The sequence below is a fragment of the Sphaerisporangium sp. NBC_01403 genome, from assembly GCF_045040145.1.
In the GTDB taxonomy this organism is placed as follows: Bacteria; Actinomycetota; Actinomycetes; order Streptosporangiales; family Streptosporangiaceae; genus Sphaerisporangium; species Sphaerisporangium viridialbum.
Map to the genome: position 1 here is coordinate 8,715,720 of NZ_CP109534.1, position 26,545 is coordinate 8,742,264.

Annotated in this window: 27 protein-coding genes and 1 pseudogene; 18 read left to right on the forward strand and 10 right to left on the reverse strand. The window is 67.4% G+C overall.

The annotated features are described in order from the left end of the window. Window positions 1-59 precede the first annotated feature (59 nt). The 4 genes from argG to OG589_RS39285 all read left to right on the forward strand — a co-directional run bounded on the left by argG (window position 60) and on the right by OG589_RS39285 (window position 3,556). Window positions 60-1,508 carry an argininosuccinate synthase gene (gene argG, locus OG589_RS39270; protein WP_405143660.1) on the forward strand — a complete coding sequence of 483 codons (1,449 nt, stop codon included), beginning with the start codon at window positions 60-62 and terminating at the stop codon, window positions 1,506-1,508. A gap of 292 nt (window positions 1,509-1,800) precedes the next feature. Then, window positions 1,801-2,271 carry a hypothetical protein gene (locus OG589_RS39275; RefSeq protein WP_405143662.1) on the forward strand — a complete coding sequence of 157 codons (471 nt, stop codon included), beginning with the start codon at window positions 1,801-1,803 and terminating at the stop codon, window positions 2,269-2,271. Beyond that, window positions 2,268-2,624: a hypothetical protein gene (locus tag OG589_RS39280; RefSeq protein ID WP_405143663.1), complete on the forward strand. Its 357-nt coding sequence runs from the start codon at window positions 2,268-2,270 to the stop codon at window positions 2,622-2,624. The genes OG589_RS39275 and OG589_RS39280 overlap by 4 nt, the downstream gene beginning before the upstream one ends. A 461-nt stretch (window positions 2,625-3,085) precedes the next feature. Next, window positions 3,086-3,556, forward strand: a complete 471-nt coding sequence (locus OG589_RS39285; RefSeq protein WP_350955391.1) for a hypothetical protein — start codon at window positions 3,086-3,088, stop codon at window positions 3,554-3,556. Between the two features lie 325 nt (window positions 3,557-3,881). Here OG589_RS39285 and OG589_RS39290 read toward each other — a convergent pair whose 3' ends face one another. Beyond that, window positions 3,882-4,724, reverse strand: a complete 843-nt coding sequence (locus tag OG589_RS39290; protein ID WP_405143665.1) for an RDD family protein — start codon at window positions 4,722-4,724, stop codon at window positions 3,882-3,884. 313 nt (window positions 4,725-5,037) lie between these two features. Next, window positions 5,038-5,373 carry a helix-turn-helix domain-containing protein gene (locus tag OG589_RS39295; protein WP_405143666.1) on the reverse strand — a complete coding sequence of 112 codons (336 nt, stop codon included), beginning with the start codon at window positions 5,371-5,373 and terminating at the stop codon, window positions 5,038-5,040. A gap of 151 nt (window positions 5,374-5,524) precedes the next feature. Between OG589_RS39295 and OG589_RS39300 the strand changes: the two genes are divergently transcribed. After that, on the forward strand, window positions 5,525-6,154 hold the full coding sequence (locus OG589_RS39300) for a class I SAM-dependent methyltransferase (RefSeq protein WP_405143668.1): 630 nt from the start codon (window positions 5,525-5,527) through the stop codon (window positions 6,152-6,154). Here OG589_RS39300 and OG589_RS39305 read toward each other — a convergent pair. Next, the gene (locus OG589_RS39305; RefSeq protein WP_405143669.1) at window positions 6,151-6,990 is read right to left on the reverse strand and encodes an SMI1/KNR4 family protein; all 840 of its coding nucleotides are present in this window, start codon (window positions 6,988-6,990) and stop codon (window positions 6,151-6,153) included. The two genes, OG589_RS39300 and OG589_RS39305, sit on opposite strands and share 4 nt — an antisense overlap. An 85-nt stretch (window positions 6,991-7,075) precedes the next feature. After that, the gene (locus OG589_RS39310; RefSeq protein ID WP_405143670.1) at window positions 7,076-7,600 is read right to left on the reverse strand and encodes a PadR family transcriptional regulator; all 525 of its coding nucleotides are present in this window, start codon (window positions 7,598-7,600) and stop codon (window positions 7,076-7,078) included. Window positions 7,601-7,711: 111 nt separating this feature from the next. Between OG589_RS39310 and OG589_RS39315 the strand changes: the two genes are divergently transcribed. Further along, window positions 7,712-9,175, forward strand: coding sequence for an MATE family efflux transporter (locus OG589_RS39315; protein ID WP_405143671.1), 1,464 nt, complete (start codon window positions 7,712-7,714; stop codon window positions 9,173-9,175). 44 nt (window positions 9,176-9,219) lie between these two features. After that, complete coding sequence (locus OG589_RS39320) at window positions 9,220-9,747, forward strand: GNAT family N-acetyltransferase (protein ID WP_405143672.1); 528 nt, start codon at window positions 9,220-9,222, stop codon at window positions 9,745-9,747. A gap of 352 nt (window positions 9,748-10,099) precedes the next feature. On the opposite strand, the gene OG589_RS39325 is transcribed toward OG589_RS39320, so the two are convergent. Continuing rightward, window positions 10,100-10,471 carry a DUF5997 family protein gene (locus tag OG589_RS39325; RefSeq protein WP_405143673.1) on the reverse strand — a complete coding sequence of 124 codons (372 nt, stop codon included), beginning with the start codon at window positions 10,469-10,471 and terminating at the stop codon, window positions 10,100-10,102. 55 nt (window positions 10,472-10,526) lie between these two features. On the opposite strand from OG589_RS39325, the gene OG589_RS39330 reads away from it, so the two are divergent. Beyond that, window positions 10,527-11,255: a LysR family substrate-binding domain-containing protein gene (locus OG589_RS39330; protein WP_405143674.1), complete on the forward strand. Its 729-nt coding sequence runs from the start codon at window positions 10,527-10,529 to the stop codon at window positions 11,253-11,255. 13 nt (window positions 11,256-11,268) lie between these two features. Here the strand turns inward: OG589_RS39330 and OG589_RS39335 are convergent. Then, window positions 11,269-11,544 (reverse strand): annotated as a pseudogene (locus OG589_RS39335) (IS5/IS1182 family transposase); the annotation flags it as partial. A gap of 26 nt (window positions 11,545-11,570) precedes the next feature. On the opposite strand from OG589_RS39335, the gene OG589_RS39340 reads away from it, so the two are divergent. The 4 genes from OG589_RS39340 (at window position 11,571) to OG589_RS39355 (ending at window position 15,351) form a co-directional block, all read left to right on the forward strand. Then, on the forward strand, window positions 11,571-11,876 hold the full coding sequence (locus tag OG589_RS39340) for a tyrosine-type recombinase/integrase (RefSeq protein ID WP_405143675.1): 306 nt from the start codon (window positions 11,571-11,573) through the stop codon (window positions 11,874-11,876). 149 nt (window positions 11,877-12,025) lie between these two features. After that, a complete protein-coding gene (locus tag OG589_RS39345; protein WP_405143658.1) occupies window positions 12,026-12,337 on the forward strand; it encodes a hypothetical protein in 312 nt (103 codons plus the stop codon). Window positions 12,338-12,339: 2 nt separating this feature from the next. After that, on the forward strand, window positions 12,340-12,858 hold the full coding sequence (locus tag OG589_RS39350) for a type II toxin-antitoxin system RelE/ParE family toxin (RefSeq protein ID WP_405143676.1): 519 nt from the start codon (window positions 12,340-12,342) through the stop codon (window positions 12,856-12,858). A 1,074-nt stretch (window positions 12,859-13,932) separates the two neighbouring features. After that, window positions 13,933-15,351, forward strand: a complete 1,419-nt coding sequence (locus OG589_RS39355; RefSeq protein ID WP_405143677.1) for a non-reducing end alpha-L-arabinofuranosidase family hydrolase — start codon at window positions 13,933-13,935, stop codon at window positions 15,349-15,351. A 109-nt stretch (window positions 15,352-15,460) separates the two neighbouring features. Here OG589_RS39355 and OG589_RS39360 read toward each other — a convergent pair whose 3' ends face one another. After that, entirely contained in the window at window positions 15,461-17,713 is a 2,253-nt protein-coding gene (locus OG589_RS39360; RefSeq protein ID WP_405143678.1) for a PxKF domain-containing protein, read from the reverse strand. A gap of 526 nt (window positions 17,714-18,239) precedes the next feature. On the opposite strand from OG589_RS39360, the gene OG589_RS39365 reads away from it, so the two are divergent. The 3 genes from OG589_RS39365 (at window position 18,240) to OG589_RS39375 (ending at window position 20,224) form a co-directional block, all read left to right on the forward strand. Next, window positions 18,240-18,425 carry a hypothetical protein gene (locus OG589_RS39365; protein ID WP_405143679.1) on the forward strand — a complete coding sequence of 62 codons (186 nt, stop codon included), beginning with the start codon at window positions 18,240-18,242 and terminating at the stop codon, window positions 18,423-18,425. A gap of 249 nt (window positions 18,426-18,674) precedes the next feature. Then, the gene (locus OG589_RS39370; RefSeq protein ID WP_405152215.1) at window positions 18,675-19,190 is read left to right on the forward strand and encodes a TetR/AcrR family transcriptional regulator; all 516 of its coding nucleotides are present in this window, start codon (window positions 18,675-18,677) and stop codon (window positions 19,188-19,190) included. Between the two features lie 140 nt (window positions 19,191-19,330). Continuing rightward, entirely contained in the window at window positions 19,331-20,224 is an 894-nt protein-coding gene (locus OG589_RS39375) for an SDR family NAD(P)-dependent oxidoreductase (protein WP_405143680.1), read from the forward strand. 664 nt (window positions 20,225-20,888) lie between these two features. Here OG589_RS39375 and OG589_RS39380 read toward each other — a convergent pair. Further along, a complete protein-coding gene (locus tag OG589_RS39380; protein ID WP_405143681.1) occupies window positions 20,889-21,530 on the reverse strand; it encodes a response regulator in 642 nt (213 codons plus the stop codon). After that, window positions 21,518-23,500: a histidine kinase gene (locus OG589_RS39385; RefSeq protein ID WP_405143682.1), complete on the reverse strand. Its 1,983-nt coding sequence runs from the start codon at window positions 23,498-23,500 to the stop codon at window positions 21,518-21,520. The genes OG589_RS39380 and OG589_RS39385 overlap by 13 nt, the downstream gene beginning before the upstream one ends. Before the next feature lie 146 nt (window positions 23,501-23,646). On the opposite strand from OG589_RS39385, the gene OG589_RS39390 reads away from it, so the two are divergent. Both OG589_RS39390 and OG589_RS39395 read left to right on the forward strand, forming a co-directional pair. After that, entirely contained in the window at window positions 23,647-23,997 is a 351-nt protein-coding gene (locus tag OG589_RS39390) for a hypothetical protein (RefSeq protein WP_405143684.1), read from the forward strand. Between the two features lie 115 nt (window positions 23,998-24,112). After that, window positions 24,113-24,817: a hypothetical protein gene (locus OG589_RS39395; RefSeq protein ID WP_405143685.1), complete on the forward strand. Its 705-nt coding sequence runs from the start codon at window positions 24,113-24,115 to the stop codon at window positions 24,815-24,817. A 235-nt stretch (window positions 24,818-25,052) separates the two neighbouring features. On the opposite strand, the gene OG589_RS39400 is transcribed toward OG589_RS39395, so the two are convergent. Next, a complete protein-coding gene (locus OG589_RS39400) occupies window positions 25,053-25,919 on the reverse strand; it encodes an alpha/beta fold hydrolase (protein WP_405143686.1) in 867 nt (288 codons plus the stop codon). A gap of 86 nt (window positions 25,920-26,005) precedes the next feature. Between OG589_RS39400 and OG589_RS39405 the strand changes: the two genes are divergently transcribed. Beyond that, on the forward strand, window positions 26,006-26,479 hold the full coding sequence (locus OG589_RS39405; protein WP_405143687.1) for a MarR family winged helix-turn-helix transcriptional regulator: 474 nt from the start codon (window positions 26,006-26,008) through the stop codon (window positions 26,477-26,479). Window positions 26,480-26,545: the final 66 nt, after the last annotated feature.

Genomic DNA, 26,545 nt, shown 5'->3' on the forward strand with positions numbered 1-26,545 from the left:
TAGCCCCGGCCTCGACTGTGTTTGCATGCTCATGCATAGCAATGTATATACTCCTACTCGTGTCCAAGGTTCTTACCTCCCTGCCTGTCGGCGAACGTGTCGGGATCGCTTTCTCTGGCGGCCTCGATACCTCTGTAGCGGTCGCGTGGATGCGCGAGAAGGGTGCAGTGCCGTGCACCTACACCGCCGACATCGGCCAGTACGACGAGCCCGACATCGCCTCCGTGCCCGGGCGCGCCACAGCGTACGGCGCGGAGATCGCCCGACTGGTCGACTGCCGGGCGGCCCTCGTGGAGGAGGGGCTCGCAGCGCTGGCCTGCGGGGCGTTCCATATCCGGTCCGGTGGCCGTGTCTACTTCAACACCACCCCGCTCGGGCGGGCCGTCACGGGCACTCTGCTGGTGCGCGAGATGCTCGAGGACGGGGTGCAGATCTGGGGGGACGGCTCCACCTTCAAGGGCAACGACATCGAGCGGTTCTACCGTTACGGCCTGCTTGCCAACCCCTCCCTGCGGATCTACAAGCCGTGGCTGGACGCTGATTTCGTCAGCGAGCTCGGCGGTCGCAGAGAGATGTCCGAGTGGTTGCTCGCCCGCGGCCTGCCCTATCGGGACAGCGCGGAGAAGGCCTACTCCACCGACGCGAACATCTGGGGCGCGACCCACGAGGCCAAGGCGCTCGAGCACCTCGACGCGGGCATCGAGATCGTCGAACCGATCATGGGCGTGCGGTTCTGGGATCCCGCCATCGAGATAGCCGCCGAGGACGTCACGATCGGCTTCGAGCAGGGGCGACCAGTGACGATCAACGGCAAGGAGTTCGCCTCCGCCATCGACCTGGTGCTGGAGGCCAACGCCATCGGCGGCCGGCACGGCATGGGCATGTCCGACCAGATCGAGAACCGGGTCATCGAGGCCAAGAGCCGGGGCATCTACGAGGCACCGGGAATGGCGTTGCTGCACGCGTCGTACGAGCGGCTGGTCAATGCCATCCACAACGAGGACACCCTCGCCAGCTACCACAACGAGGGACGGCGACTAGGCAGGCTGATGTACGAAGGCCGCTGGCTGGACCCGCAGGCGCTGATGCTGCGCGAGTCGCTGCAGCGCTGGGTCGGGACGGCGGTCACCGGCGAGGTGACCCTGAGACTGCGGCGCGGTGATGACTATTCCATCCTGGACACGTCAGGACCGGCGTTCAGCTACCACCCGGACAAGCTGTCCATGGAACGGACCGAGGACTCTGCCTTCGGGCCGGTCGATCGCATCGGCCAGCTCACCATGCGTAACCTCGACATCGCCGACTCTCGCTCCAAGCTGGAGCAGTACGCCGACCTCGGCATGGTCGGCAGCCCGCACCCGACGTTGATCGGTGCCGCACAGGCGGCCTCGACCGGGCTGATCGGCGCGATGCCCAAGGGAGGGGCCGAGGCAATCGCCTCCCGCGGAGAGGTCCCTGGCGGCGACGAGCTGCTCGATCACGCCGCGATGGAGTCCGGCACCGACTGACCAGCCACGACGGAGACGGCCTCAGCTGTCGACTACCGCCAGCAGTACCTGTACAAGGTCCCTAGCGGATATTGCGGTAGGTGGCACCAGCGTCAAGCTGTGTGACCCGTCCATGTGAGACCTTGCCGGACGGGCGAGGATCTGGCCGAGGGTGACTTCCCGCGCTTGCACGTGTCTTCCCGGGGTGAGTCGTCTGGCGGTTCGGCTTGCCCGTTTGCCGACAGGCGACGTCAGGGCATTCTCTCCCGTGGTTCATCGTCTATCAGAATGTGTTCTGACTTACGATGGCAGCGTGAGCACCAGTAACGCCGACGCCGTCACCTTCTCGGACCTGTCGAGAAACCCCCGAGCCGTCGCCGAACGCGCCGCACGCCTCGGTCGAGTACGCATCACCCACCGCGACGCCCCCGATTTCTACCTGACCGCCGCCGACCGCGAGGATCAACGCGGGCAGACGCTGGCTACCGCATCCCGCCTGTTCCTCGCCCTCATCAAGCATGATCCGACCGCCCGTACGCTGGTCATCGCCATGCCCGAGGTCTTTCCCTGGGTCCGCCACCTTACCTCCGCCGAACTGCGTGCCTTCACCCTCGAACTGGTAGAGGCGCTCTCCGATGCCGCGGAGCTGGATGTCGATGTCACCACCCAGGAAGTCATCGCGGGCTGGCGGGCGACCGCTCGGATCAAGGCCGACCCCGTGCGCTACGCCCAGGCTCGCAAGGCCACACGCGGTGACTTCGGGCCGGTAGAGGTCTCAGTATGAGTCCGAAGCGTGGTGATCGGGTCACGCTCCCACCTCCGGATGGCGAATGGGATATCCGGTTCGGTAGCAGCGATGCGGTCAAGGGATGGGAGGAGTTGTGCCGTCACGCCTTGGCCAACACGCGCCGGTGTTTTGAGGCACTGCACGCCGATCCACGCTCACGGGCTGATCACGAGCGTCAACATCGCCTACGTGGCGACCTCGCGACTCATCGCCACAATGGCGAGGAACTAGAGCAATGGGAATTCGAGGTCACCAGCGGCGGGCGCGTCCGCTATGTCATCGATGACGCCACCCGAACTGTCTGGGTCGTCTACGCATCACCTCGTCACCCGAAGGACACCGATGTCTGAAGCCGAAGGCTGGAATCCGATCGGGTGATCTCCCACTCGGACCGCGGCGGCCTCCGGAGCCCCGATGGATATCCCAGCCTCGGCGGCACCAACGTCAAGCTAGGTGACCCGTCTGAGTGGGCCGCCTGCCAGACGGGCCTGGTCCCGACCGAGGAGTAGCGCCGACTTCACCGGTACGGCTCGCGCCCGACTTCTGGGGGTGAGCCGTACCCGCTTGTGGGGCTCGCCTCTGCCTTCCTGGTCGTGAGCCGTGTCCGTCTGCGCGGCTTCGCCGTTGCTCCTTCATCGAGCTGGGAACTGATTCAGGGCGACCTTCTAAGGGTTGCTGCACGTTCCATGACTGTTTTTCGCGCTGAGAGTCGTCTGGCAGCTCGATTTGGCCTGTTTGCTGACAGGCGATCGTGTGACGCTCCTTCTCTGGTTCACCAACTTCAGAATGTGTTCTGACTTATGATGGCAGGGTGAGCACCAGCAACGCCGACGCCGTCACCTTCTCGGACCTGTCGAGAAACCCTCGAGCCGTCGCCGAGCGCGCCGCGCGCCTCGGTCGAGTACGCGTCACCCACCGCGATGCCCCGGACTTCTACCTGACCGCCGCCGATCGTGAGGATCAGCGCGGGCAGACACTGGCTACGGCATCCCGTCTGTTCCTCGCCCTCATCAAGCACGATCCGACCGCCCGCGCGCTGGTCATCGCCATGCCCGAGGTCTTCCCCTGGGTTCGCCACCTCACCTCCGCCGAACTGCGTGCCTTCACGCTCGAACTGGTAGAGGCGCTCTCTGACGCCGCGGAACTGGATGTCGATGTCACCACACAGGAAGTCATCGCAGGATGGCGGGCGACCGCTCGGATCAAAGCCGACCCCGCGCACTACGCCCAGGCTCGCAAGGCCACGAGCGGCGACTTCGGGCCGGTGGAGGTTTCAGCATGAGTCCGAAGCGTGGTGACCGGGTCACGGTCCCGCCTCCGGATGACGAATGGGATATCCGGTTCGGAACCATGGGGAGGACCCCGTCGTCTGACGTTCCCGCAGCTCAGCGGACGGTCGCACCATCACGACCGCGCCGCGGTTCCCGCATGCCCATCTACTGTCCGCTGCCGCGCTGTGGCTGAGGTCCAAGTTTCGTCACAGGGACGATTGTCCAGGACCGTCCACAGCCGTCTTCCGGGCCTGGTCGGACAGGCTCTGTGAGGTCTCTCAGTCCATGGTCGTCCAGGGCCGTCCAGACCTATGGTTAGCATCCGCGTTAGCAAGATCACGCAGATGATGTCGGGTCAGGTCTCCAGCTGAGCGTTTTCACCCGGTCGCGTACCACCGCGGCGCCCAGCAAGCGGTCATGAAGAACCCGGCCATCAGGATCGAGGAGCATCCACAGCCCGCCCGCGAGGAGACACCACAACCCGACGTCGGCGACGAAGGCAAGGAGGGGGAAGACCAGCGCGCGAAGCGCGGTCCTGCCCGCGCCCAGCCGTCCGCCCGTCCGGGCGGCGATGACCCGAACACCCAGCAGCCGCTTGCCGAGCGTCCGCCCCCACAGGGCGTGCTGCACCCAGAAATAGAGGAACAGCCCGGCCAGGATGGCCAGTCCCGCGGGCTTCACGCTGCTCCGGAACACGTACGCGTCGGCCCACTCCAGAAGTCCGGCTCCCACGCGGACCTTGAAGTCGATGTCGACCAAGAGCCAGGCCGCCCCCACGACAGCGCTGAAGACCGCGACAACGATCAAATAGTCGACCAGGGCCGCCACCGGCCGACGCCACACCATCCCGGCCTGTGACTCGCCCGGCTCGTCCCCGGTGACGGACCGCATCGCCCGCGACGCGGCGAACACCAGCGCCGCGGCCACCAGGAGACACAGCTGGGTGATCCCCCAACCGCCGGCCGCCCCTCTGAACCAGTCGGCGCTGAACAGCGGGATCGTCTCGCCGCAGCTTCTCCGATAGCTGTACAACGAGGCGAGAGGTTCGATGACCGCGATCAGGACGAGGAGCCCCGCCACCCGCCGGCCCGTCACCCCGGGATCCCTGCGGCCCAGACACGCGAGGAGGCCGAGCAGGACCACGAGGGCCGCAACCGCCCAGTCCTCCGTGATCTCCATGACCGCTTCGAGATCACGGCGCAGCGGGGCAAGCGGCGACAGCGTCGATTCACCGCTGTACCGGCATATGAGCTCGTAGATATTCCCAGAGGTCCGGGTGGGCTCCTCACGATCGAGTGGCTCGCGCCATAGCTCCCAGGTCGGGAGAGCTGCGACGGCCGCAGCCGCCACCCATACCGACAGCGCTGACCGCGATAACCGGGAGAACTGCGGCACAATGATCCTTTCGCCCGGAGAGCGACACCTTACGACGCTCCGGCAAGCAACACAGACCCGATGGCCGGGGCGGGCACCGCACCGCGTCGGAGAAGGATCAGAGCCGGTTTCCCACCGAGCTACGACGCGGCCTTTCGGTCAGCGCTCGCCGTGCAGGATCTCCATCGCCTGCAGCACGTCCGTGACGACATGGTCCGCCTCGTGCTCCTGGCCGGGCCACGTCCCCCGAGCGCTCGATCCGCTCGTGCACGGTCTGCATGTGACAGCCCAGCTTGGCCGCGATGGCGCTGGTACGTAATCCCTGCCAGCTGAACGCGATGATCTGCGCTCTCATGATCCAGTCGGTCGGGGCATGACGGGCCCCGGCCAGCCTGCGGATCTGTCGTTCCTCGTCGGCGTCCACCGGTGGACGCGCATGCAGCAGTTTCGGCATGACAATCCCCCCTGAGACCATCATCACCCCAGGTCAGCAGGGATCTTTGACTCCATTCAGGAACGCAGCACTAGAGTGCCCTTCCGTGAATAGGGACATACCGTTCAAACAGTTGCACTCCACTGCGGGGTACGGCGAAGCAGCAGAGACCTTGGCCGAGCAGTACGAGAGCGTGACGTTCGCGGAGGTTCACCGAGAGGTGCTGCACCTGTTCCCCACGCAGCCGAGCCGGGTGCTGGACATCGGAGCGGGCAGTGGCCGCGATGCGGCGGCCTTGGCTGCCCAGGGCCACGTGGTCGTCGCCGCCGAGCCCACCGCTGAACTTCGTGCGCTGGGTGAGTACCTCCATGCCGACCAGGACATGGAGTGGGTCGATGATGCACTACCGGACCTGGCGGGACTGCGCGAAAAGGGGCGTCGCTTCGATCTCATCCTGTTGACCGCGGTCTGGATGCACCTGGACGAGCAGCAGCGGTCGGCGGCGATGCCCAACCTGGTCAGCCTGCTCGTCCCCGGCGGGCGCATGATCCTCTCCCTTCGTCACGGCCCTGTCCCGATCGGCCGCCGCATGTTCCCTGTCTCCGCGAGGGAGACGATCGACTTGGCTCACATGCACGGGCTCGAAATGATCCATCTCGCAGAGCGCGACGATCCTCACGGGCGCCAGGACGTCTCGTGGACCTACCTGGGACTGCAGGCGGCCGCTCCATCCGAAGTCGCTGACCTAAGCCATCCTCGGCACTCCACGCATCCCGGTGGAACTTTCCGGTCGCAGCATTAGGGCCAGACCGGCTCTCCGCAGTGCGTCGTCGTCGACAGCACCTGGCAGCCCATGCGGTGGACGGCATCGAACAGTGTGACGCGCGCCCGCCTTTCGTCTTCAGCCGGGAAGGCGACCCGGATCTGGTGACCGTAGGCCGTCTCGTAGGTCAGCGACCAGCCGAGGTCCGTGGCTGCGAAATGGTCTTGTCGACAGCCGTCTCCGTCGTCGTACGCGCCCCGGTCGGCCGTAGGCGCGAGCGCATCACGGAGGATCCGTAGCCGCTCAAGATAAGGCAACTCGCCTTCGGACAGCTTGAGGTAGACGTGTTCGCGCTCGCGAAACGGCTCGAACCACGGCGACGCCTCGACCCCATCGGGCAATATCGTCGTGGTGATCCGTCCACTCAACCAGCCGTGGAGGAACTCCACCGCGCCGACGTCATGTGCGTCGTAGTAGACGTTGCGCGAGTTCCAGACCACGACCCTCCAACTGTCCGGCTCTCCGTCGGTCAGCCAGCAGAGCGAGTCACCGTTGTCGGTGCCGGCCCACTCCAGCAGCCCGCCGGGTTCCGGATAGAACGGGTACGGGCATTCGTCGGGATACTTCTCACGGAAAGACCGCTCTCTGTCCAGCAGCCGCTGTGCGTGCTGGACCAGCGGGCCGTGAGCGCCAAACGGAGTCAGCGGCGTGATGAAGTCAACGAACTGGCCGTGCCCATATTGCTCGATGAGCGTCTTGAAGTCAGCGGGCAGCCCCAGCCCGAGGGCGGCCTCGACCTCACTCCAGTCGCCGTGCGCATCGACCGGTTCCGTAGGCGGCGCCACAAAGCGGATCAATTCGTCCATCGCCGTCATGGCTCGTCAGTGTAGTGAGCCGACGATCAGCTTTCTCGCCCCCACCATCCAAGGATCCACCTGCCGCGAGTTCGGAAGGGTGCCTTCAGCCCTCCAGCCTGCTGATCGTCTCGGCCAGCCACTTCTTCTCCTCGGCGCCGGTGGCGCGAGCGATGCGCAGCATGCCCTGCCGGAAGAAATCTGACGCCTCCTCGGCCCGTACCGGCTCGCCATCACGGTAGAAGAAGCTCGCCGGGGTGTTGAGGAAGGTCTGCCGGCGGCGGAGGACGGCAGCCTGCTCGGCGCGGTCGGGGAGGTGGCGCAGAAAGGCAAGCAGCGTGAAGAAGCGCTGCCCATCGGTGATTTCCGCTTCCTTGGGGTGCCGCAGCCGGGCCAGCAGTTCGGTGCGGCCCACCTCGGTGAGGGAAAGGACCCGACGGGGCGCGGCACCGCTTCCTGGCTCGGTGCGCTGTTCGATCAGGCCCGCCTTCGTCAGCCGGGTGATGGCCGGATAGAGCGCGCCGTCACTAACCGGGCGGATATGGCCGCTGAGGCCCTGGATACGGGCCTTCAGTTCGTAGCCGTGCAGGGACTCCTCGTAGAGGAAACCCAGAATCGACAGCTCCAGCATGCGCCGAACCCCTTCCTGCGCCTGTCCGCGCGCTTGCCTGCCCCATGCCGTGATGGTATCTCTTTCCGCTGTACCTCTAATCGATGCATAGCGGAAAGAGGGGATGCGATCATGGGGACAGCAGAACACCGACGCAGGCTGGTGTCGCTCGCATATCCGGTCTACTTCGAGCTTCTCGCGGGGGTCACGGCCGGGATCATCAACATGGTCTGGGTGGCGCGGCTCGGCGGGGACGCTGTCGCCGCGGTGGCTGTCGCCACGAATGTCGAGAACCTGCTGCTCGGCGTCATCCTCGTCGCCGGCTCAGGCACGACCGTGCTGGTCGCACGAGCCAGAGGTGCGGAGGATCCGGCGGCGATGCGCTCCGCCGTGCGCGGCGGATGGGCCCTGTGGGCGCTCGTCACACCTGTGATCGCCATCGGCGGATACCTGTGCCGCGAACCGCTCGCCCGCCTCGTGCTCGGGGGCGGCGAAGGCGACTCGCTGTCCCTCACCACCCGCTATTTCTCGATCGCGCTGCCGGGAATCACGGTGTTCTTCGCCACCAACGTCGTCGACGGCATCCTCAAGGGCGCGGGCGACACCCGTACCCCGATGAAGCTCGCGGTCCTCGCGAACGGGCTGATTCTCGTGCTGGACCCCTTGCTCATCCTGGGATTCGACCTCGGGGTGCGTGGGGCGGCGATCGCCACAGTGCTGGGCCGGACGGTCGCGCTCATCTGCGGTTTCGTGGTGCTGCGCCGCAACGGCGTACTGCGGCAGGCAGCCCGGGTGGCCCCGAACCGGACCGGGTCGCTCAGCGCCGATGCGCGCAGGACGGCCGCGACAGGGCTTCCCATGTCGGCCGACTTCGTCGCGCGGATGGCCGGGGCGCTCGCGCTCGTCGCCATCGTCGCCCGGATCGGCGTCAGCGAGGTCGCCGCGTACGGAATCGCGACCAAGGCGACGTACGTCGCGACCATGGCCTTCTACTCGGTACGCCAGGCCGCCGCCATCCACACCGCCCATCTGCTCGGCGCCGGCCGCGACGAGCGGCGGACCATTGGGCGCCAGTCGCTGCTCCTCGCCGGGGCTCTCGGGCTCTCGGCCATGCTGACACTGCTCACCATCGGACCATGGATCATGCGGGCCTTCGGCAGCGAGGGAGAGGTGGCTGAGGCGGGGGCGCTCTATCTGCGCTACCTGGGGCCGTACCTGGTGCTTCTCGCTTGTTTCATCGCGCTGGGCGGGGTGTTCGAAGGCAGCGGCGGCAGTGCCGCCCTCGCGCGGATCACCACGTGCGGCGTGGCACTCCAGCTCGCGCTCGCATACGGCCTGTCGGGTTCGGGACTGCCCGGCGTCTGCCTGGCCATGGCGCTGTCCATGGCACTGCAGTGCGCAGCCATCGCCAGGATGTACCGGCGCACGGAACAGCCGACGGCCACTGGCCGCGACAGCGGCGGATACCTCGCCGGTGCTGCGCTTCTCACCGGAGGCCGAGAACCCGAGGTCATAGCTCTTGCTCGTCAACTGCTTGGCTGGTCGCCCGACAGAAAAACCGGTGCAGTATCCCCAAGGCGACGGGATACGATTTAGCGCTCGTACGGACGTAAGCACCCCGGCCCATCGAAGTGGAAATCATGACGCGACGAGTTCGACAGGCGGTTCCACTGGACGCTGCGCCCCTTGGCGTGATCCAGGCCGCGTCATGGCAGGCGGCCTTCCACGGACTCATGCCCGAGGAGTACCTGGCGAACTTGGATACCGAGGCCTTCGAGAAAACGTGGGCGGACGTCCTCGCCGAATCTCAGTGGCCCTCGTCAGGCGCGCTGGTGGCCGAGGAAGCCGACAGGGTCGTGGGCTACTCACGCTTCTATCCCACCGATGACGCCGATGACGACCCGACGGCCGTAGGCATGATCGGATCGATCTACACGCTGCCCGAGGTCTGGGGCACGGGGGTCGGCAAGGCGCTGATGGCGGAAGTCGTCGACAATTTGGCCCGAGCCGGCTATGCCGAGGCCACCCTGTGGGTGCTCGAAGGCAATGACAGGGCCCAGGACTTTTATCGAGGGCAGGGCTGGAGTAAGGACGGTGGCATGGTCGAGGACCGGAGTGACGGGTTCCTCATCACCAAGGTCCGCTACCGTCGTCCGCTGTCAATCTGATCGACCTCGGACCTCTTTGACCGCATAAAGAAGCCATCGGGCCGCAACGGGCACGTGAGATCGAGAAGGCCGAACAACGATCAAGGCCCAGGCGGGGAAGATGCCTCCTGGCCTGGGCTTACCGGTGGGTGGAGCCTAGGAGATTCGAACTCCTGACATCCTGCTTGCAAAGCAACCCGGAAGGGGGCGGGACCATGGGCTATACCCGCTCCCAACTGGGCTTACGGTCCACGGTGAGCCACCGTCGTCCGACCTCGTCCAGGGTCGTTGTCACCCAGTTGGTCACTCAGCGAGGCGGTGGCGGCAGCCTGGAGACGCGTCTGGGGTCGGAAACGTGCGGGATCTCAGCTGTCTAGCGTTGCTTGAGGCGGAGCGCTTCTTTGCGGGCCTCGGCGTGGCTGGACCGCTCGCGCTCCAGCCACGCCGGGTTCTCCGCCTTCAGCGCATCGATCTCAGCGGTGGTGAGCGGTCCGGTGATCCCACCTCTGAGCAGGCCGGCAATGGAGACCCTGAGCTTCGCGGCGATGACCTGCTTGGTGTGCGGGCCGTTGCGGCGCAGGTCGGCGAGCCAGGCGGGAGGCGTCGACTGCAACTCGTTCAGCTCGTCCCTGGAGACGACACTCGCCTGGAACTCGGCGGGAGTGGCCGAGAGGGGGACACCCAGCTTCTTGGCCGCGGTCGCGGGCTTCATTGTCTGGATGGTCTTCGGTTTGGGCGAGGTCATGGCGTCAAGAGTAGTCAGCCGGAACAGGTTCCCTTGACATCGGTACCCTGAGGAAGTGACTGATGGAGAGCCCGGCAGGGTGTTTCGACTGGCGTACGTGCCCGGGGTGACACCCGCGAAATGGGTCAACGTCTGGACCGAGAGAATGCCCGGCGTGCCGATTACCCTGGTCGCGGTTCCCGCCGCCGAGGTGGTGGGACTCCTGCGGAACGGCGGCGCCGACGCCGGATTCGTCAGGCTGCCGGTCGACCGGGATGGGCTCAGCGTGATTCCTCTCTACGTGGAAACCACGGTGGTCATGGTGCCTAAGGACCACGCGATGGCCGCCGCCGACGAGGTGGCCATCGCCGACCTTATCGACGACGAGGTGTTCCATCCTCTGGACGACACCATCGAGTGGACGGTCCGGCCCGGGCTGCCCGCGTTCACCCGCCCGGGCACAACAGCGGACGCGGTCGAGCTGGTAGCGGCCGGCACTGGGATTCTCCTGGTTCCGCTGTCGCTGGCACGCCTCCACCACCGCAGGGATCTCACTTACCGGCCGGTGCCGGACGCGCCGCAGTCTCAGGTTGCGCTGACCTGGCCCACGGACGCGACCACTGACCTGGTGGAAGATTTCATCGGCATCGTCCGCGGCCGGACGGTGAACAGCTCGCGGGGCCGTACCCCCGCCTCCCCTGCGGAGAAACCGGCACAGCGGCCTGCACAAAAACCCGCACAGCATGGCTCCGGTCGCCGGGCCGTGCCAGCCAGCCGTAAAAAGAAGGGCTACCGGCCTCGGTGACCTGCAGACAGATGAGTCGGCGGTAGCAGATGAGAGCGGCCGCGAGGGCGATGAAGGACGCGAAGTGGTCGGCCCGGCGTTCGTAGCGGCGGTCCCCGTTCGACCATGCCATCGTGTACTCGATTACCCAGCGGTGCCGTCCCAGGCGTTGGCTGGATTCCACCCTGCGGCGGGCGATGCACGAGGTGATGCCACGTTCGCGCAGGAAGCGGCACACGCAGGGGTAGTCATAGCTTTTGTCGCCATGCAGCTTGGCCGGGCGGCGTCGGCGTCGCCCGCGCCGGAACCGCCGACGACGGCGGAACCGCGAGGCTGGTGTTCTGCACGAAGAACGGGACCGCGCTGAGCGCTGGCAACGTCCGGCGGGACTTCCGGAAGATCCTCAAAGACGCCGGGCTGGTCGACGCGGAGTGGACACCCAGGGAGATGCGCCACAGCTTCGTCTCACTGCTCTCGGACTCGGGCGTCCTCATCGAGCACATCTCGCGACTGGTCGGCCACGCCAACACCGTTAGGCCCGAGGAACGGAAGCCACGCGGCGAGTTGGAAGGGGCTGCGGCCGATCTGCGTGACCTGGCGTTGATCAGAAGCTGGATCAGTTACCCGGCCAAGGGTGCGTGACGGGTGACCTAGCGGATGTCTGGCCTCTGTCGGCTACTGCGGCATCGGAGGCACCAACGTCAAGCTAGGTGACCCGTCCGAGTGGCTCGGCAATCGAGACCTCCGGTCCGGCGCTTGCCGTTCTGTATAGTTCTCTATATAGTTTTTGTATGACTGTTCTCCATGATGCGACCGAGCTCACGGTCACCGAGGCCGCGCAGCGCGGGGTGGCTCGTCTGGTGTCTGACGCGGAGCAGGGGACGGATCTGGTGGTGACCCGTCGGCATCAGCCGGTCGCAGCCGTCGTGAGCATGCGGCGTCTCAACGAGCTGGAAGAGGCCGCGGCCGATCTGCGTGACCTTGCGCTCGTTCTTGTACGGGCGGCGACCGACAGTGGGCGGCGGACGTCGATCGACGACGTCCTTTCCGCTTTCGGGCATACCCGTGAGTCGCTGGCCGCGCTCCCGGATGACGACGAGTAGCGGTGTCCGACGTCGTATTCACCGACCCGGCCGTTGATGATCTTCGCAGGATCGGTCCGGATGCCGTACCCAAGGTTCTGAAAAAGATCCTCCTGCTGCTGGAGAACCCCGAGGCCGGCTACCCGCTCGGCGGGGAGCTGACCGGATTCTGCAAGCTTGTCGTCGGCCGGAACACCTGGCGGGTCGTCTACCGGATCACCGACGACAAGGCGGTTGAGGTCTGCGAGATCTGGGCTGTCGGAGAAAGGGCCGACGCTGAGGTCTATGCCGAAGCCAAGGCGCGAGTCCGAGAGGCCGGCGGCTCGCGCCCCGATGTCGTCCGCCTCGGCGAGGTCATCGACCGGCTGGGAACCCTGACCGATCACATCCATGTCGAAAAGACATCTGTGCGAGAGCCGGTTCCTGACTGGCTCGCCGATCGGTTGATCTACACGGTAGGCATAGCCCGTGAGGACGTGGCGGCACTCGATCTGGAGAAAGCCGTCGATCTATGGACGGAGTTCCGCTCGGGGCAGCGTTAGCCCGTAGTCGTCCCTCACGGGCTGGGATGCGTACGCCGGGAGCCATTCGATGCTGGGCTACTGCGGCCTCGGCGGCACCGGCGTCTCCTGCCCCGTCGGCCTTACCGCCGGCGAAGTTTGATCAGTCGCCGGGCAGGATCGTGAGTCGTTGCCCCTTGGGAAGATGACGAGGGGCAACGACGAGATAGTCGCGCTGATCCAGTGTGGCGACCTGACGAAGGTCGAAGCGCTCGGTTGAAATTTTCATCACGAGCCGTCTCGCACACGGTGCGGGAGCGGGCCGGTAATGGCAGATGAGTGCGTTCCAGAAGGTTGAAGCGCCACCGGAGCTCTCGATCTTCCTCTTGACGCAACCCGGTGATTCCTAGTTTGATCCGCCATTACCACCGGCATCGACACCTGTGGACGCGGCTCCTCGGGTCGCGGAAATGTGAGCGCTAACATGCCTGGCCTTGGGAAGGAGGGTCTCCATGATCGGAGGCGGTCCGCGGCTGCGCGCCACCTTAGCGGCATCCGGGCGTGACCGACATCGGGAGGGGCCGAATTCTTAACGCGGCCTCGCCCGGTCGCATTTGCTCCGCTGCACCATGACCTCAAAGTAGCCGAGGGAGAGGAACCCGGGTTGCCGACATAAGGTTAGCGCTAACATCTTCGCGGTGACGGCCCCCTGCGGTCCAGTGCGCAACCGTGCTTTCGCCCCTCGAACGGCGTGATGTGTACGGTGGCGCGCCGGGTGATGGGGGGCGGACTCGTCACCGCGTCCACCATCGACCTTTTCATCGCCCCTGCCGGGGGCGAGGTCTCAAAGGATGCGGCGGGTCTCGAGCTCCGCACACGAACGACAACGAACCGTGCCGCACGGAAACGATTCGCGAGCCCGTCGACCTCTTGGCGGCAGAGCTTAGGAATCCGTCCCGATCGGCCGGCAATTCCTGCCCGGCCCCGTGGGACCACTGCGGTTTTCCCTGGTGTGGCCCGTTTCGCCACGCCTTCACGCCCAAGGAGAACGAAACAATGGATTCACCCCCCATTCGTGTGAGGAGCGGTCGGCATCGTTCGTCGGCCGGTGTCGGCGTGCGCCTCGTGGCGACGCTGGCCGCGGTGCTGACGACGGTGATGGCGGCCGCTATGACGTGGTCGGTGCCGGCGTCGGCGGCGGTGGCGCCGCTGGTGAGTGCGGCGTCGGGGCGGTGTCTGGATGTGGCGGGCAACACCGACGCGCTGGGCACGAGCCTGCAGATCTGGGACTGCAGCGGTCAGGCGAACCAGGCGTTCGAATTCACCTCCGCGGGTGAGTTGCGCACGTTCGGCGGCACGCGGTGCGTGGACGCCTACGGCCAGGGGACCTCGCCGGGCACGAAGGTGGTCATCTGGTCCTGCAACGGCCAGGCCAACCAGAAGTGGCAGCAGAACGCCGACGGCTCCATCAGGGGGACGCAGTCGGGTCTGTGCCTGGACGTGACTGGACTCGGCACGGCCAACGGGACCCTCGTCCAACTGTGGACCTGCAACGGGCAGAGCAACCAGAAGTGGAGCACCCCCGGAGGCGGCCCGAGCCCGTCTCCGTCGGTGACGCCGACCGGCACGTGCAATCTTCCGTCGACGTACCGGTGGACATCGACCGGCCCGCTGGCGAACCCGAAGTCGGGGTGGGTCTCGCTCAAGGACTTCACCAACGTCGTCTACAACGGCAAGCACCTCGTCTACGCGACGACGCACGACAATGGATCGAGCTGGGGTTCGATGAACTTCGGCCTCTTCACGAACTGGTCCGACATGGCCTCGGCCAGCCAGAACACGATGAACTTCTCCGCTGTCGCGCCCACGCTGTTCTACTTCGCCCCGAAGAACATCTGGGTGCTGGCCTACCAGTGGGGCGGGACCGCCTTCTCCTATCGGACCTCCAGCGACCCCACCAACCCGAACGGCTGGTCCTCGCAGCAGACCCTCTTCACCGGAAGCATCTCCGGCTCCGGAACGGGCCCCATCGACCAGACGCTCATCGGCGACAACAACAACATGTACCTGTTCTTCGCCGGGGACAACGGCAAGATCTACCGGGCCAGCATGCCCATCGGGAACTTCCCGGGCAGCTTCGGCTCGAACTACACGACGATCATGAGCGACACGCAGGCCAACCTGTTCGAAGGCGTTGAGGTCTACAAGCTCCAGGGCCAGAACAAGTACCTCATGCTCGTCGAGGCGATGGGCTCGCAGGGCCGCTACTTCCGCTCGTTCACGGCCACCAGCCTGGACGGGACGTGGACCCCGCAGGCCGCGACCGAGAGCAACCCCTTCGCCGGCAAGGCCAACAGCGGCGCCACCTGGACCAACGACATCAGCCACGGCGATCTGGTTCGCAGCAACCCCGATCAGACCAAGACCGTTGATCCTTGCAATCTGCAACTGCTTTACCAGGGCCGTAGCCCCAGCTCCGGCGGCGACTACGGCCTCCTGCCCTACCGGCCGGGTGTGCTGACACTGCAGCGCTGATGGCGTGACGCGGGTCCGGCTCGGGTGTTCCTGACTCCAATTCACCATGACCCGGCCGGGGAGCGGGGCGCGATGCCGGCTCCGTTCCCCGGCCGGGGTCGTATCGCAGTTACTTCAAACTGATGGTGGTGAAGTGGCTGCTGCCGTCATTGAGCTTCAGCTCGAACGTGCGGCAGGTGCCGGACCAGCTCTTGTCGGTCTTCCATACGTAGTTGTACTGACCGTCTTCGTAGCTGAGCTTCGAGTTCCCGGGGCCGCTGGTCGGCTCGGACGCACCGGTCGCCTTCCCGGTGTCGCAGGCCACCGGCTGGGAGACCGGGTAGCCGGCGGCGATGACGCCCAGGCCGCGGTCACCGCCGAGGCCGAACTTGATCGGTACGGCACTGTTGGCCTTGCCGTTCATCGTCTCCGGGAAGTAGGCCTTCCAGGGATAGACGACCTGGTAGATGACCTTCTTGTCGGCTGCGTTGCCGGCCTTGTCGGTGGCGTTCACGGTGAACTCGTGGAAGCCCACGGTGGAGGTGCCGAGCGCGCTGCCGTCGGGCACCGTGCCGACACAGGTGGCAACCCCGGCCAGGTTGTCATCGCACCGGTAGGACGCGGTCGCGGCCGTCCCGAGCTCGAAGACCGCGCCATCGGTGGGCCTGGTGAGGGAGATCGTCGGCTTCGTGAGGTCGACGGTCATCTTCACCGCCTGGTCACCGGCGATCGACACACCCCGCTCGTTCGCCACCCGGCCGTCGACGGTGGTGGTGAAGTCACAGGTGGCGTGCGGGAGCACCGCCTGCAGTCGGCCGTCGGCGCCGGTGGTGCCCAGGTCACGCAGACCGTTGCCGCAGTCGGCCCGTACCGGCGCCCCGGCCAGCGGCTGAGCGCCGTCGGAGACCGCGGACACCGTCACCGCGTTCAGCGCGTTGTGCGCCACCGCGCCGCCCACGACGTCAAGGGTGATCTGCAGCCGCTCGGGGCTGATGTTGTCCATCGTGTCCGTCGGCTTGTGGTACTGCGGCTCGGTGACGTACGTCCCACCGGTCGGACCGCAGACGGCCGGCGGGGTCGGCGGCCGGTAGTCGAGCCAGATGAACAGCGAGGACGGGATGCCCACGTCGAAAAACGCCTGGTGGTCGCTCTGCCCGAGCCTGCAGTTGCGCAGTCCGTCGAAACCGACGCGCGCGCCCGCGTTGTACGCCTCCTGGACCACGTAGTTCGACTGGCCGTTCGGGGTCAGCGCCCACAGCCGGGCCGGCTCGTACGGCGTGCCGACCATGTCCATCTGCCATTCGCCGACGAACCGCGCCTTCTCCGCCGCGGTCAGCGTGTTGACGTACGCCCTCGCGCCGAGGAGGCCGCCCTCCTCACCGCCGAAGCCGCCGATCCGCAGTTCCTTGTCCAGCGGGTACTGGCTGAGGACCCGGGCGATCTCCAGCGAGACGCCGTTGCCCGAGGCGTCGTCGTGGGCGCCGGGGGCACCCAGCACCGAGTCGATGTGCGCGCCGACCATGACGATCGGAGCCTTGGTGCCGTCCGGGTCGCCGACCGCGTGCCGGATGCCGATGACGTTGGTGCCCATCGGGTTCACGTACTGGTTGGTCGTGACCCGCAGCGTCAGCGGGCCCTTGTCCAGAAGGTCCTTGATCCAGGTGGAGTGCGCGCTGCCGCCGCCCATCACCGGGATGTTCGGCTGGGCCGTGGTGAGCGTGAACGACGGCGGCGCGTTGTTGCCGGTCGCGTAGGCCAGGATGACCGCGACCGCGCCCTGGCTCGCCGCGTTGACCACGGCGGTGTTGCGGACCGACGCGGTGGTGCTGTAGTCCATCAGAACGATCTTGCCCGCGGTGTCGGCGGGGAAGTCCGCGGCGGACTGGCCGGTCTTGGCGTAGACGACCTGCCCCTCCACCGCGGCGTCATTGCCAGTGAACTTCGCGCTGGTCGACGCGGCCATCTGCCAGTTCGGTCCTCCCGGCAGGTCGGCGTTCGGGGACGTGACCTTCGCGACGTTCTTGGTCGAGACCGGGCCCCATGACTGAAGGGTCACATCGAAGCCGTAGGACTTCAGGATGCCGCCGATGTACTCCGCGCCCTCCCGCTCCTGTGGCGTGCCGTTCAGCCGCGGGCCGATGTTCACGGCGAGTTGCCGAATATGGTTGACGGAGTTGGCCGAGTCGAACTGGTCGACGATCTCGTGGTCGTAGTCCTTCAGCAGTGCGCTGGTCGCAGCGGCCGTCAGGCCCGCGCCTGACGATCCCTGGGCCGGGACACCGCCGATGGCGGCGGACACGGTCCCGAGGGCCAGCGCCGCCGCCAAGCCGCCGACGACGGTAAGTCGCCTGAGCCGACGGGGATGGTCGAATGAACTCCCCACAGAGGAACTCCCTGGTACTGGCGGACGTGGAGGTCCGCGTGGCGTCCTCGCCCTTTGGGTCGCAAGGGGGAAGGACAAGGTTCGCGATTAGTACCAGGCTGGTAAAATAGGCGTCAATAGGTGCATTACCCTGACAAAGTTAACCGCTGTCGGTAATCTCGCCCCTTCCCGTTGAGGGAAGGGCGCGGTGAACCGCTGGCACCTACGGGCGCCGTACGAGCGTGACTGATTCCATGGCTGGGGATCGAAAGCGAGTTCCGGGGGATGGCGCCGGACACTAGAGTCCAGAGCCCCGCAATCGCGTACGGCCACGGAGAACTCGTCGGCCACCGTTGTATGAACCGGTGAGCCTCTGCATCCACGCCGGCAGTTCGCAGGCCAGCGCGACGACCTCCACCCAGATCTGGTTTCGGGTGAAGTCGTGCAGCGGCAGGTTGCGTAGGCCGGTGTCGTTGGCGGCGCGGATGCCGTCCGGGAATGCGGCGTTGTCCGCCTTCTTCGCCGGGATGGCGGGTCAGGGTTCCGCGTGCCGGTCGAGGCCGAGCGTGGCGATGAGGTCTTCGTGGAGCTCGAACCAGACACGATGGCAGGAGTCCACGTCGGCACCAACGTCAAGGCAGGTGACCCATCCGAGTGGGGCGCCTGCCAGGCGAGCCTGGTGCCTGCCGAGGAGCAGATCCAAATCTTGCTCTACGGCTCGCGCTCAAGATGAGCATGTCCCAGGAGGCTCCGGTGGATGCGTACGCCCAACGCCCTGTCCGCTGGTCGGCCGCCACCTACCAGGAGGCGCGTGGGGAAGACTGAACGAGCGGCAGGGTCACTGCTCGCCTGGACGGGCGGCTGGGCACTCCCCTCGGCACCGCGCGGCGCTTGGACGGCAGGCCATTAGGCTGAGCCCGTGACACCCAATGCTGACCGTGGGACGGCGTTGCGCGCGGACGCTGCGCGCAATCGCGCACGGGTGTTGCAGGTCGCCAGGGAGCAGTTGGCCGCAGGTGACGACTCGCTCATGCTGAACACCATCGCCCGGCTCGCGGGAGTGGGCGTTGGGACCGTATACCGGCATTTCCCCAACCGGCACGCGCTGCTGGAAGCACTGTTGGCGGAACGCTTCCAGCAGCTTGTCCGTGAGGCGCAGGCCGCGGCGGCCGACGAGGATTCGCTCGCGGGTCTGTACCGCCTCCTGCGGTTCACTCTCGGACGCGCGCTGGACGATGCCGGGTTCGCGGCGGTGCTCGGATCCGCCAGCGACGCCGACGCGCAGACCTCGGCGATGAAGGCCGAGCTTGACCGTGCCGTCGCGGAATTGCTCGACCGCGCCCGCCGTGCGGGGGCCATTCGGTATGGCATCGAGGCGGACGACGTCCGCCGCCTGCTCTGCGGCATCGAGCACGCGGTCCGCTCCGGCGACAATGACGCCAAGTACGCGGAGATCTACCTCGACGTTCTCCTTGAGGGTCTGCGCCCCCCGCGTTGACGGCAGTCCGGAACTCCCGGCTCGGACGTTCGCTGCCGCACGCCCAGCTTTTCTAATCGGATAGTCATCCGCTTATGCTACGGTACGAGCTGGTAACCGGATAGCTATCCGATAACGACCGGCTGGCGAAGGGTGGAGTCATGGGCAAACGGGCTGTGGTGACAGCGGGGACCGGGGGAATCGGCCTGGAGACCGCGATGGGGCTGGCGGCGATCGGTTACGCGGTGACCGTGGTGGGCCGGAACGCCGAGCGGGGCGCCCGCGCAGTCGAGCGGATCGACGCGGTGGCAGCCGGTCCGGAGGCGAGGTTCGTCGCCGCGGATCTCGCGTCGCTTGGTGCCGTACGAGCGCTCGCCGCCCGCCTCGCCGAGGAGGGGCCGTTGAACGTTCTGGTCAACAACGTCGGGGCGATGTTCGCAGACCGGCAACAGACGGTGGACGGGATCGAGGCGTCGTTCGCCGTGAACCACCTTTCCCCGTACCTGTTGACCGAACTGCTGCTGGAACCGCTCCGGGCCGGAGGGCCGAGCCGGATCGTGAGCGTCACCTCGGCTTCGGTCCGGGTCGCCAAACGCTCCTTCGGCGCCGTTGAGCCGCCGGGCGGCTACTACGGCTTCCACTGGTACGGTCGGGCGAAGCTCGCCAACCTCGCTTACACGCTGGATCTGGCGGAACGGCTGCGAGGCACGGGCATCTCGGTCTTCGCGGCCGATCCGGGCGGCGCGGCCACCGAGATGACCGACGGCACCATGCGGTCGCCCAAGATCGTCTCGCCGGGGCTGCGGGTGCTTTGGCCGCTGGTCCGGCGAACCTTCGAACGCGCCACGTCCGGCTCCGCGTCAGTGGCGGCACGGCCGTCGATCCTCGCCGCGGCCGACGCCTCACTCGACGGGCGGACCGGCCTTGTCATTGGGTCCGAGGCCCGTCCTGTCGCCCCCTTCGCCCCCGCCGCCGACCCACGAACGGCGAAGGCCGTCCTCAGGCTCAGCCGGCAGTTGGCCCCGCTCACTCCGCCTGCCAGCGTGATCGCATGAAGTGAACCGCTACCACCGGCTGTACGTGAACCAGTACCTGGGCGACTACCGCGGAATCGGCGGTACTGGCGTGGCCTGCCCGGTGGGGCTGGCGCCTGCGGGCGAGTGAACCGAGAGGTCTTCAACGAAGTCTGCGTGCTGTTCGCCGAGCAGTGTGGACTGGCCTATCCCGATGATCTGATCAGTTGTGGAGATCCACGGGTACCCCATGCTGTTGATCGACATCTACATGGCCGGGGTGCGTGACCAGCTACGTAGGTCACCAGCGAGGCGTGTTGGACGCTGATCAACTTCGCATCGTCCGGGAGTGCGCGCGTGACCTACGTGCGTTGGTCCCGCGACTTCGCCGACGTGAAGGCCGCATCTATGCCGCACGTTGGCTACGGATCGCCGAACTGATCATGGGCGATGCCCCGAAAAGTGCCCGTTACGGTGAGTAACGACGGCGAGGATCTTCTCTACAGGGTCGAGTCGGTCGGGTTCTTACCGTACGAGGCGAGGGTTCTCATCGATACAAGGATCTCAATACGTGTGGTCACGATCGCCGGGTCGGCCGTCGCCTTCATGCGCGCCGATCCGCGCTCACGTGCAGATCACGAGCGTCAGCACCGCCTACGCGGCGACCTCGCGACTCATCGTCATGTTCCACCCCTCGTCGTCAGGCTCAGGGACGGTTGAGGTAGAGGAGGACGGCGAGCACACGGCGGTGGTCCTCCTCCGAGTTGGCCAGGCCGAGCTTGGCGAGAATCGAGCTGACATGGGTCTCCACCGTCCGGTCGGTCAGCCAGAGCCGCCGGGCGATGCCGACGTTCGTGCGGCCCTCCGCCATCAGCGCCAGCACCTCGCGCTCTCGCGCGCTCAGCGACGCCAGAGGGTCGGCGGCCCGGCGTGCGCCGATGAGGCGCGAGACGACCTCGGGGTCGAGGGCGGAGCCCCCGGCCGCCACCCGCTGCAGCGAGTCGAAGAAGTCCTCAACGTCGAAGACCCGGTCCTTGAGCATGTAGCCGAACCTCCCGCGGGACACCAGGTCGACGGAGTGCCGGGTCTCGACGTGCTGGGAGAGCAGGACGATGCCGAGCTCCGGGTGGGTGCCGCGGATCCGCCGGGCCGCTCGGGCGCCGTCGTCGGTGAGATCGGGCGGCATCCGGATATCGATGATCACTAGATCGGGGTTCGCGGACGTGACGGCGGCGATCAGCCCCGGGGCGTCCTGTGCCTTGGCCACGACCTCGTGCCCGGCGTCGGAGAGCAGGCGGGCCAGTCCCTCCCTGAACAGGGTGGAGTCTTCGCCGATCACAACGCGCACGGCAGCACCGCCTCGACCAGGGTGCCCCCGCCCGCCGGGCTGGACAGCCGTAACGCGCCACCGGCCGCCTGCACCCTGTCGGCGAGGCCCGCCAGACCGGTCCCCGGACGTATCTCGGCTCCCCCGGGCCCGTCGTCGCTGACCCGTACGGTGACCCGATCGCCGGCCCGGCTGACGCGGACTCCGATCGTGGCAGGTCCGGCGTGCTTGACCGCGTTGGTCATCGCCTCGCTCGCGACGTAGTAGGCGGTCATCGCCACGTCCTCGGGCAGGTCGTCGGCCGCCACGTCGAGCGTCACGGGGACCGGCACCTTGCCGGCCAGCATGACCAGTGCGTTGCCGAGCCCGTCGTCGAGGTAGCTCGGCCGCAGGCCGTGCGCGATCTGCCGCAGCTCGATGACCGCGAGGGCCAGCTCCGCCACCCACTGGTCCAGCAGACCGTCGACGTCGACCGTGCCGTCGTCGAGGTGGCGCTGCGCCAGCCGGATCGCCATGCCGAGGGAGACCAGGCGCTGCTGTGCCCCATCGTGCAGGTCGCGTTCGAGCCGCCGCCGCTCCTCGTATCCGGCGTACAGCAGCCGAGCGCGGCTGGCCTCGGCCTCATCGAGCGCCCGGCTCACCTCGATTCGCAGCCGGACCACCTCGATGAGCAGCGCGCCGGCGGAGGCCGCCTCGCGCAGCAGCTCCCGGGTGCCGGCTCTACCGCGCACGATGGCGCCGATGTCGTGACCGCCGAGCCGTACCCGTGCGACGAGAGCGTCGCCGGGGTCGACCGGAGCGCCGGTCGCGTCGACCAGCCCGGACGCGCCGGGCAGCCGATAGCCGACGCGCAGCGCCGGATCGCGCAGCGCGGTGCGCAGTGTCGCCTCCAGCTCCTCGGGCTGCGCCTGACCCGCGTGCGTACGGCCATGCAGGTCCTCGATGGCGGTCAGCACGGCCTGCCGGGCCGGGTAGAACCGGCGGTCGACCCAGCGCTGGAGCCGTACGCGCAGAGGGGACAGCGCAGCGGCGCAGATGGCCGTGCCCGCGGCCGCGGCGACGGGTGAGCTCCGGCCGGCGCCAAGGCCCACCAGGAATGAGGCGGCCGTGTAGAAGCCGAGCAGGATCGCGGTCACCAGGCCGTAGGTGACGGCGGCGCTGATCGCGCGGTCGATGTCGTAGAGGTCGTGCCGCAACACGGCGATCGTTGTCGCCACCGGAATCGCCAGGGCCGTCGCCGCCAGGCCGACGAGCGCCAGCTCCGGCCCGTCTAGGAACAGGTAGCTCGCCCAGCAAAGCAGCAGCGTCAGCGGCAGGCAGGCGGCACCGAGCGCGAACCACTTGAGCTGTGCCCGCTTCACCTCGTCGGTCGCCCTCCGGTAGCGGAGCACCACCGCCGTCGCGGACGCGATCAACAACCCGAGGAAGACCGGCAACAGCGCAACGCCCGCCACCTGCAGCACCGGCAGGTAGGGCGCCGGGAGCCGGAAAAGGTGCGGCGTGGGCTCGAAGGGCGGTGGGTAGGGACTCGGATCGAACGCTGTGATCAGCATGAAAAGCACCGGAACGACCAGCAACCCGGTGACCGCCCAGCGCCACCGCCGCCCCGGCAGGCGTCCGTCCGGAAACACCAGCATGAGCAGTGCCGCCGGCACGTACAGGAACATCCAGTCGCCTTGCGACAGGGCCACATACAGCTCGGAGAACGGCAGATCCGGCCGTCGGGTGATGGCCGACGCGTACAGATCACCGACTGTGACCCACACCGCCATCGTGCCGACCAGCACGAGCAGCGAGCCGACCACGCTGTCAGGACGCCGGACGGCGACCACCATCCCGAGCACCGCGGAGGGTAGCGCCAACGTCGTGCCGGCCGCGAACCCCGTCGTGGCGCCTCCATCGCCGCCGATCACCGCCAGCACCACCCCGGCGCCCGCCAGCACGCCCATCAAGGCCGCTAGGGCGAACGCGAACAGACGGGGGGTGGCCACAGCTACACGGTAGGGGCCCGGGATCTCCTGGTGAATACGTGCCAGTACGGAGATCAGTCCCGCGCCGGCCCGGATCCGCTGACCGTGCCGGCGCGCCGAGACTGCGGAATCGGCACATTCCCCCGCTCCACTCACAGGAGAACCACATGAAGCGCTCCCGTCTTCTCGTCGTCGGGCTGATCCTGGGCGGCCTGCTCGGCCTCATCGATGTGGTCTCGCTGCCGTTCGGCGACGGCGAGCACCCCCCGTTCGCGGTGGCCGTCGCAGGGGCGGTACTCGGGCTGATCACCTTGGTCGGCGTCGCGCTGGCCTGGCGCGGTAGCCGAGCCGGCGCGGTCGCTGTGATCGTCGCCAGGCTGCTGTCGGGGCTGACCGCCGTACCCGCGTTCTTCGCCGACGGGGTCCCCGCTGAGGCGATGGGTGCCGCCGCGGTCGGCGTCGTGCTCACCCTCGGCTGCATCGCACTGGTCGCGCCGGCGCTGCGGTCCCTCAGCTGATCTTGTCGCTCTCGTCCGCGCCGCTCACCACGCCTCTCCTGGGCGCCGCCCGGGCGGCACCTGAATCCACCCCGCATCCACCACGGCATGCATGCTTCACCACCCGAGGAGAACCATGGAAACGTCCGTCCCGCCTTCCGAACTGCCCTCCGAGAGGTCTGCGCCGGCTGGTCCGCCGCACACTCGCAGCGTCCCGCTCGCCCTGGCGCTGTTCACCGCACCATGGGGATTCGTCGTCGCCAACAGCGCCTACGCGTGGGCCACCCGCGCCGGAGGAAGCGACAGCACCGGTGCAGGGGCGCTCGCTCTGGCGGCGGCCTACCCCGGCCTGTATCGCCTCAGTACCGTCGCCGCGATGCTGGCGAGTCTGCTCATGGTCCCGGCGGTCCTCGGCGTCAAGCGACTCGTGGTGGTCGGGAGCCCGAAACTTGGCTCCGTCGGTGCGGCACTAACGGCCGGCGGATACATCTGCTACTTCGCGATCGCCTTCACCGGAATCATCGACATCGCCATGGCTGAGCGCGGCGGCCCCCTCTCGGATTACGCGGCCGTCCTCGACAGCAGCCAAAGCGATGCATCGGCCCTGTGGGTGTTCCTCCTCTTCGTGCTGGGCAACCTGGTCGGCACGCTGCTGCTCGGCTTGGCCCTCCTCCGTAGCCGCACGATCCCGCTCGGGGCAGCCGCCGCGGTCCTCGCGTGGCCTCCGCTGCATGTGATCGGGCTCGTGGTCGGCAGCGAGTGGTTCGAGGTCGCGGGTGCCGTCTCGCAGGCGGTCGGCCTGGCCGTAGTCGGCCTGCGCCTCCTGGCCGCACCTCGGTGACCTGGCGTAGCGGATCCTCGCGTTTCCCGCCCTTCGGCGCGAGCTCCCTTCATCCGTACCGGCTTGCGGAGCGATCGGTTCAGACGGTTGGCATGTAAGGCAAGCTGCTCTTGCTCGCCCGGGTGCTGAAAGCCTCGAACCGAATTGAGCGTGGCCTGCTGGACAGGGTCGTGGCGGCGTCGGGTCTAATTGATCACGCTAAGACGGTTCGGGTATCAACTCGCGAATCGCCCTCTCAAGTCGCCGTCCTGTGGAGAAAACCGACGACGCGGGTGTTGAGGTCGGCGGCCTTGTGCCATGGCATCGCGTGGTGGGAGAGGCCTGGCAGCACCGCGGTCTCCACGTGGGGCAGGAGACGCGCGACGGCGGATGCGACGCGGCGAGGGATGTGGGCCCTGCTGCGTCCGGCGAGGAGCACCAGAGTCGGCGTCGTAAGTGTGCGCAGCAGTCCGGGCTTGGGCCGCTTCCCGGTCATGATTTTCGCGTCCGGGAACTCCGCGGCCAGGCCGTACAGCCGCAGCCAGGCGGGGTCGGCTTCCGCGCCGTCGGTCTCCCACGCCAGGAAGGCTCGCGCGCGCGAGGCCGTCGGCCGGATGAGGGACGGCAGCGCGCGTACCAGGTATCCCACCCGGAATCCTCCGAAACACTGCGTCGGATCGAGGAGAACGAGCCGCCGGACCCGCTGGGGCGCGTGGAGGCCGTATGTCAGGGCTATCCACCCGCCGTAGGAGTGCCCGCACACGGCGGCGCTCCCGATCCCGAGCCCGTCGAGCACCCCGTCCAGCCAGTCGAGCAGGTCGGGGACGTTGCGAGGGGGCCGTTCGCCCCGGATGCTCCGTCCCGGCTCGCCGATGCGGTCCACGGCGTACACGCGATGCCGGCGTGCGAGTTCGGCGACGTTGGCGAACCACGTCGCCGCGGTGGTGCCACCGCCGTGCAACAGGATCAGTGGCGGGCCGTCCGCGGGCCCGCACGCGTTCACCCGTGTCGTGCCGTATGCCGACGGCAGGTCGATCGGCTCGACCTGGACCGGCCAGCGCTCCAGGACCGCGTCATAGGCGGCGAGGAAGGCCGCGTTCGCGCCGTGGCCGTCACCGGACATGCCTCACCTCACCAGGTAACTCGCCAAGCAAGAATCTCGCTGAGCGAGATACTGCCATAATATGGCGATGGCGAGGACGGAGGAAGGTGGCGGACGACGTGCACGAACAGGACGCCGGGATGCGAGTGGTGCACCTGCTGCGCGCCATCACCGTGGAACTCGACCGGATCGGGGAGGGATTCGCCGCCCGGCACGCGCTCCATCCGACCGATGTGCGTGCGCTCATCTGCCTCCTGGATGCCGCCCGCACGGGCGCGCCCGCCACCCCGGGAATGCTGGGGGCGCACCTCGGCCTCAACTCCGCGGGCACCACGGCGGTGATCGACCGTCTGGAAAGACTTGGTCACGTGCGCCGGGAACGCGACACCCAAGACCGTCGGCGTGTGCTGCTGAAAGTGGATGAGAGCGCCGTCGCGCTCGGATGGAGCTTCTTCGGTCCGCTCATCCATGAGATCGTCGCCGTCATGGGACGGTTCGACGCCGCGGACCAGGCGACCATCGAGCGCTTCCTCGGCGGCGTTCACGAGGCCGTCACCCGGCAACGAACCAGCCAGGAGTAGCACTTGCGGCGTTCCCTCCTCGTGGAGCTTGGCGGTCACCTTGCGGCTGGTCTCTCGCCGCGATAA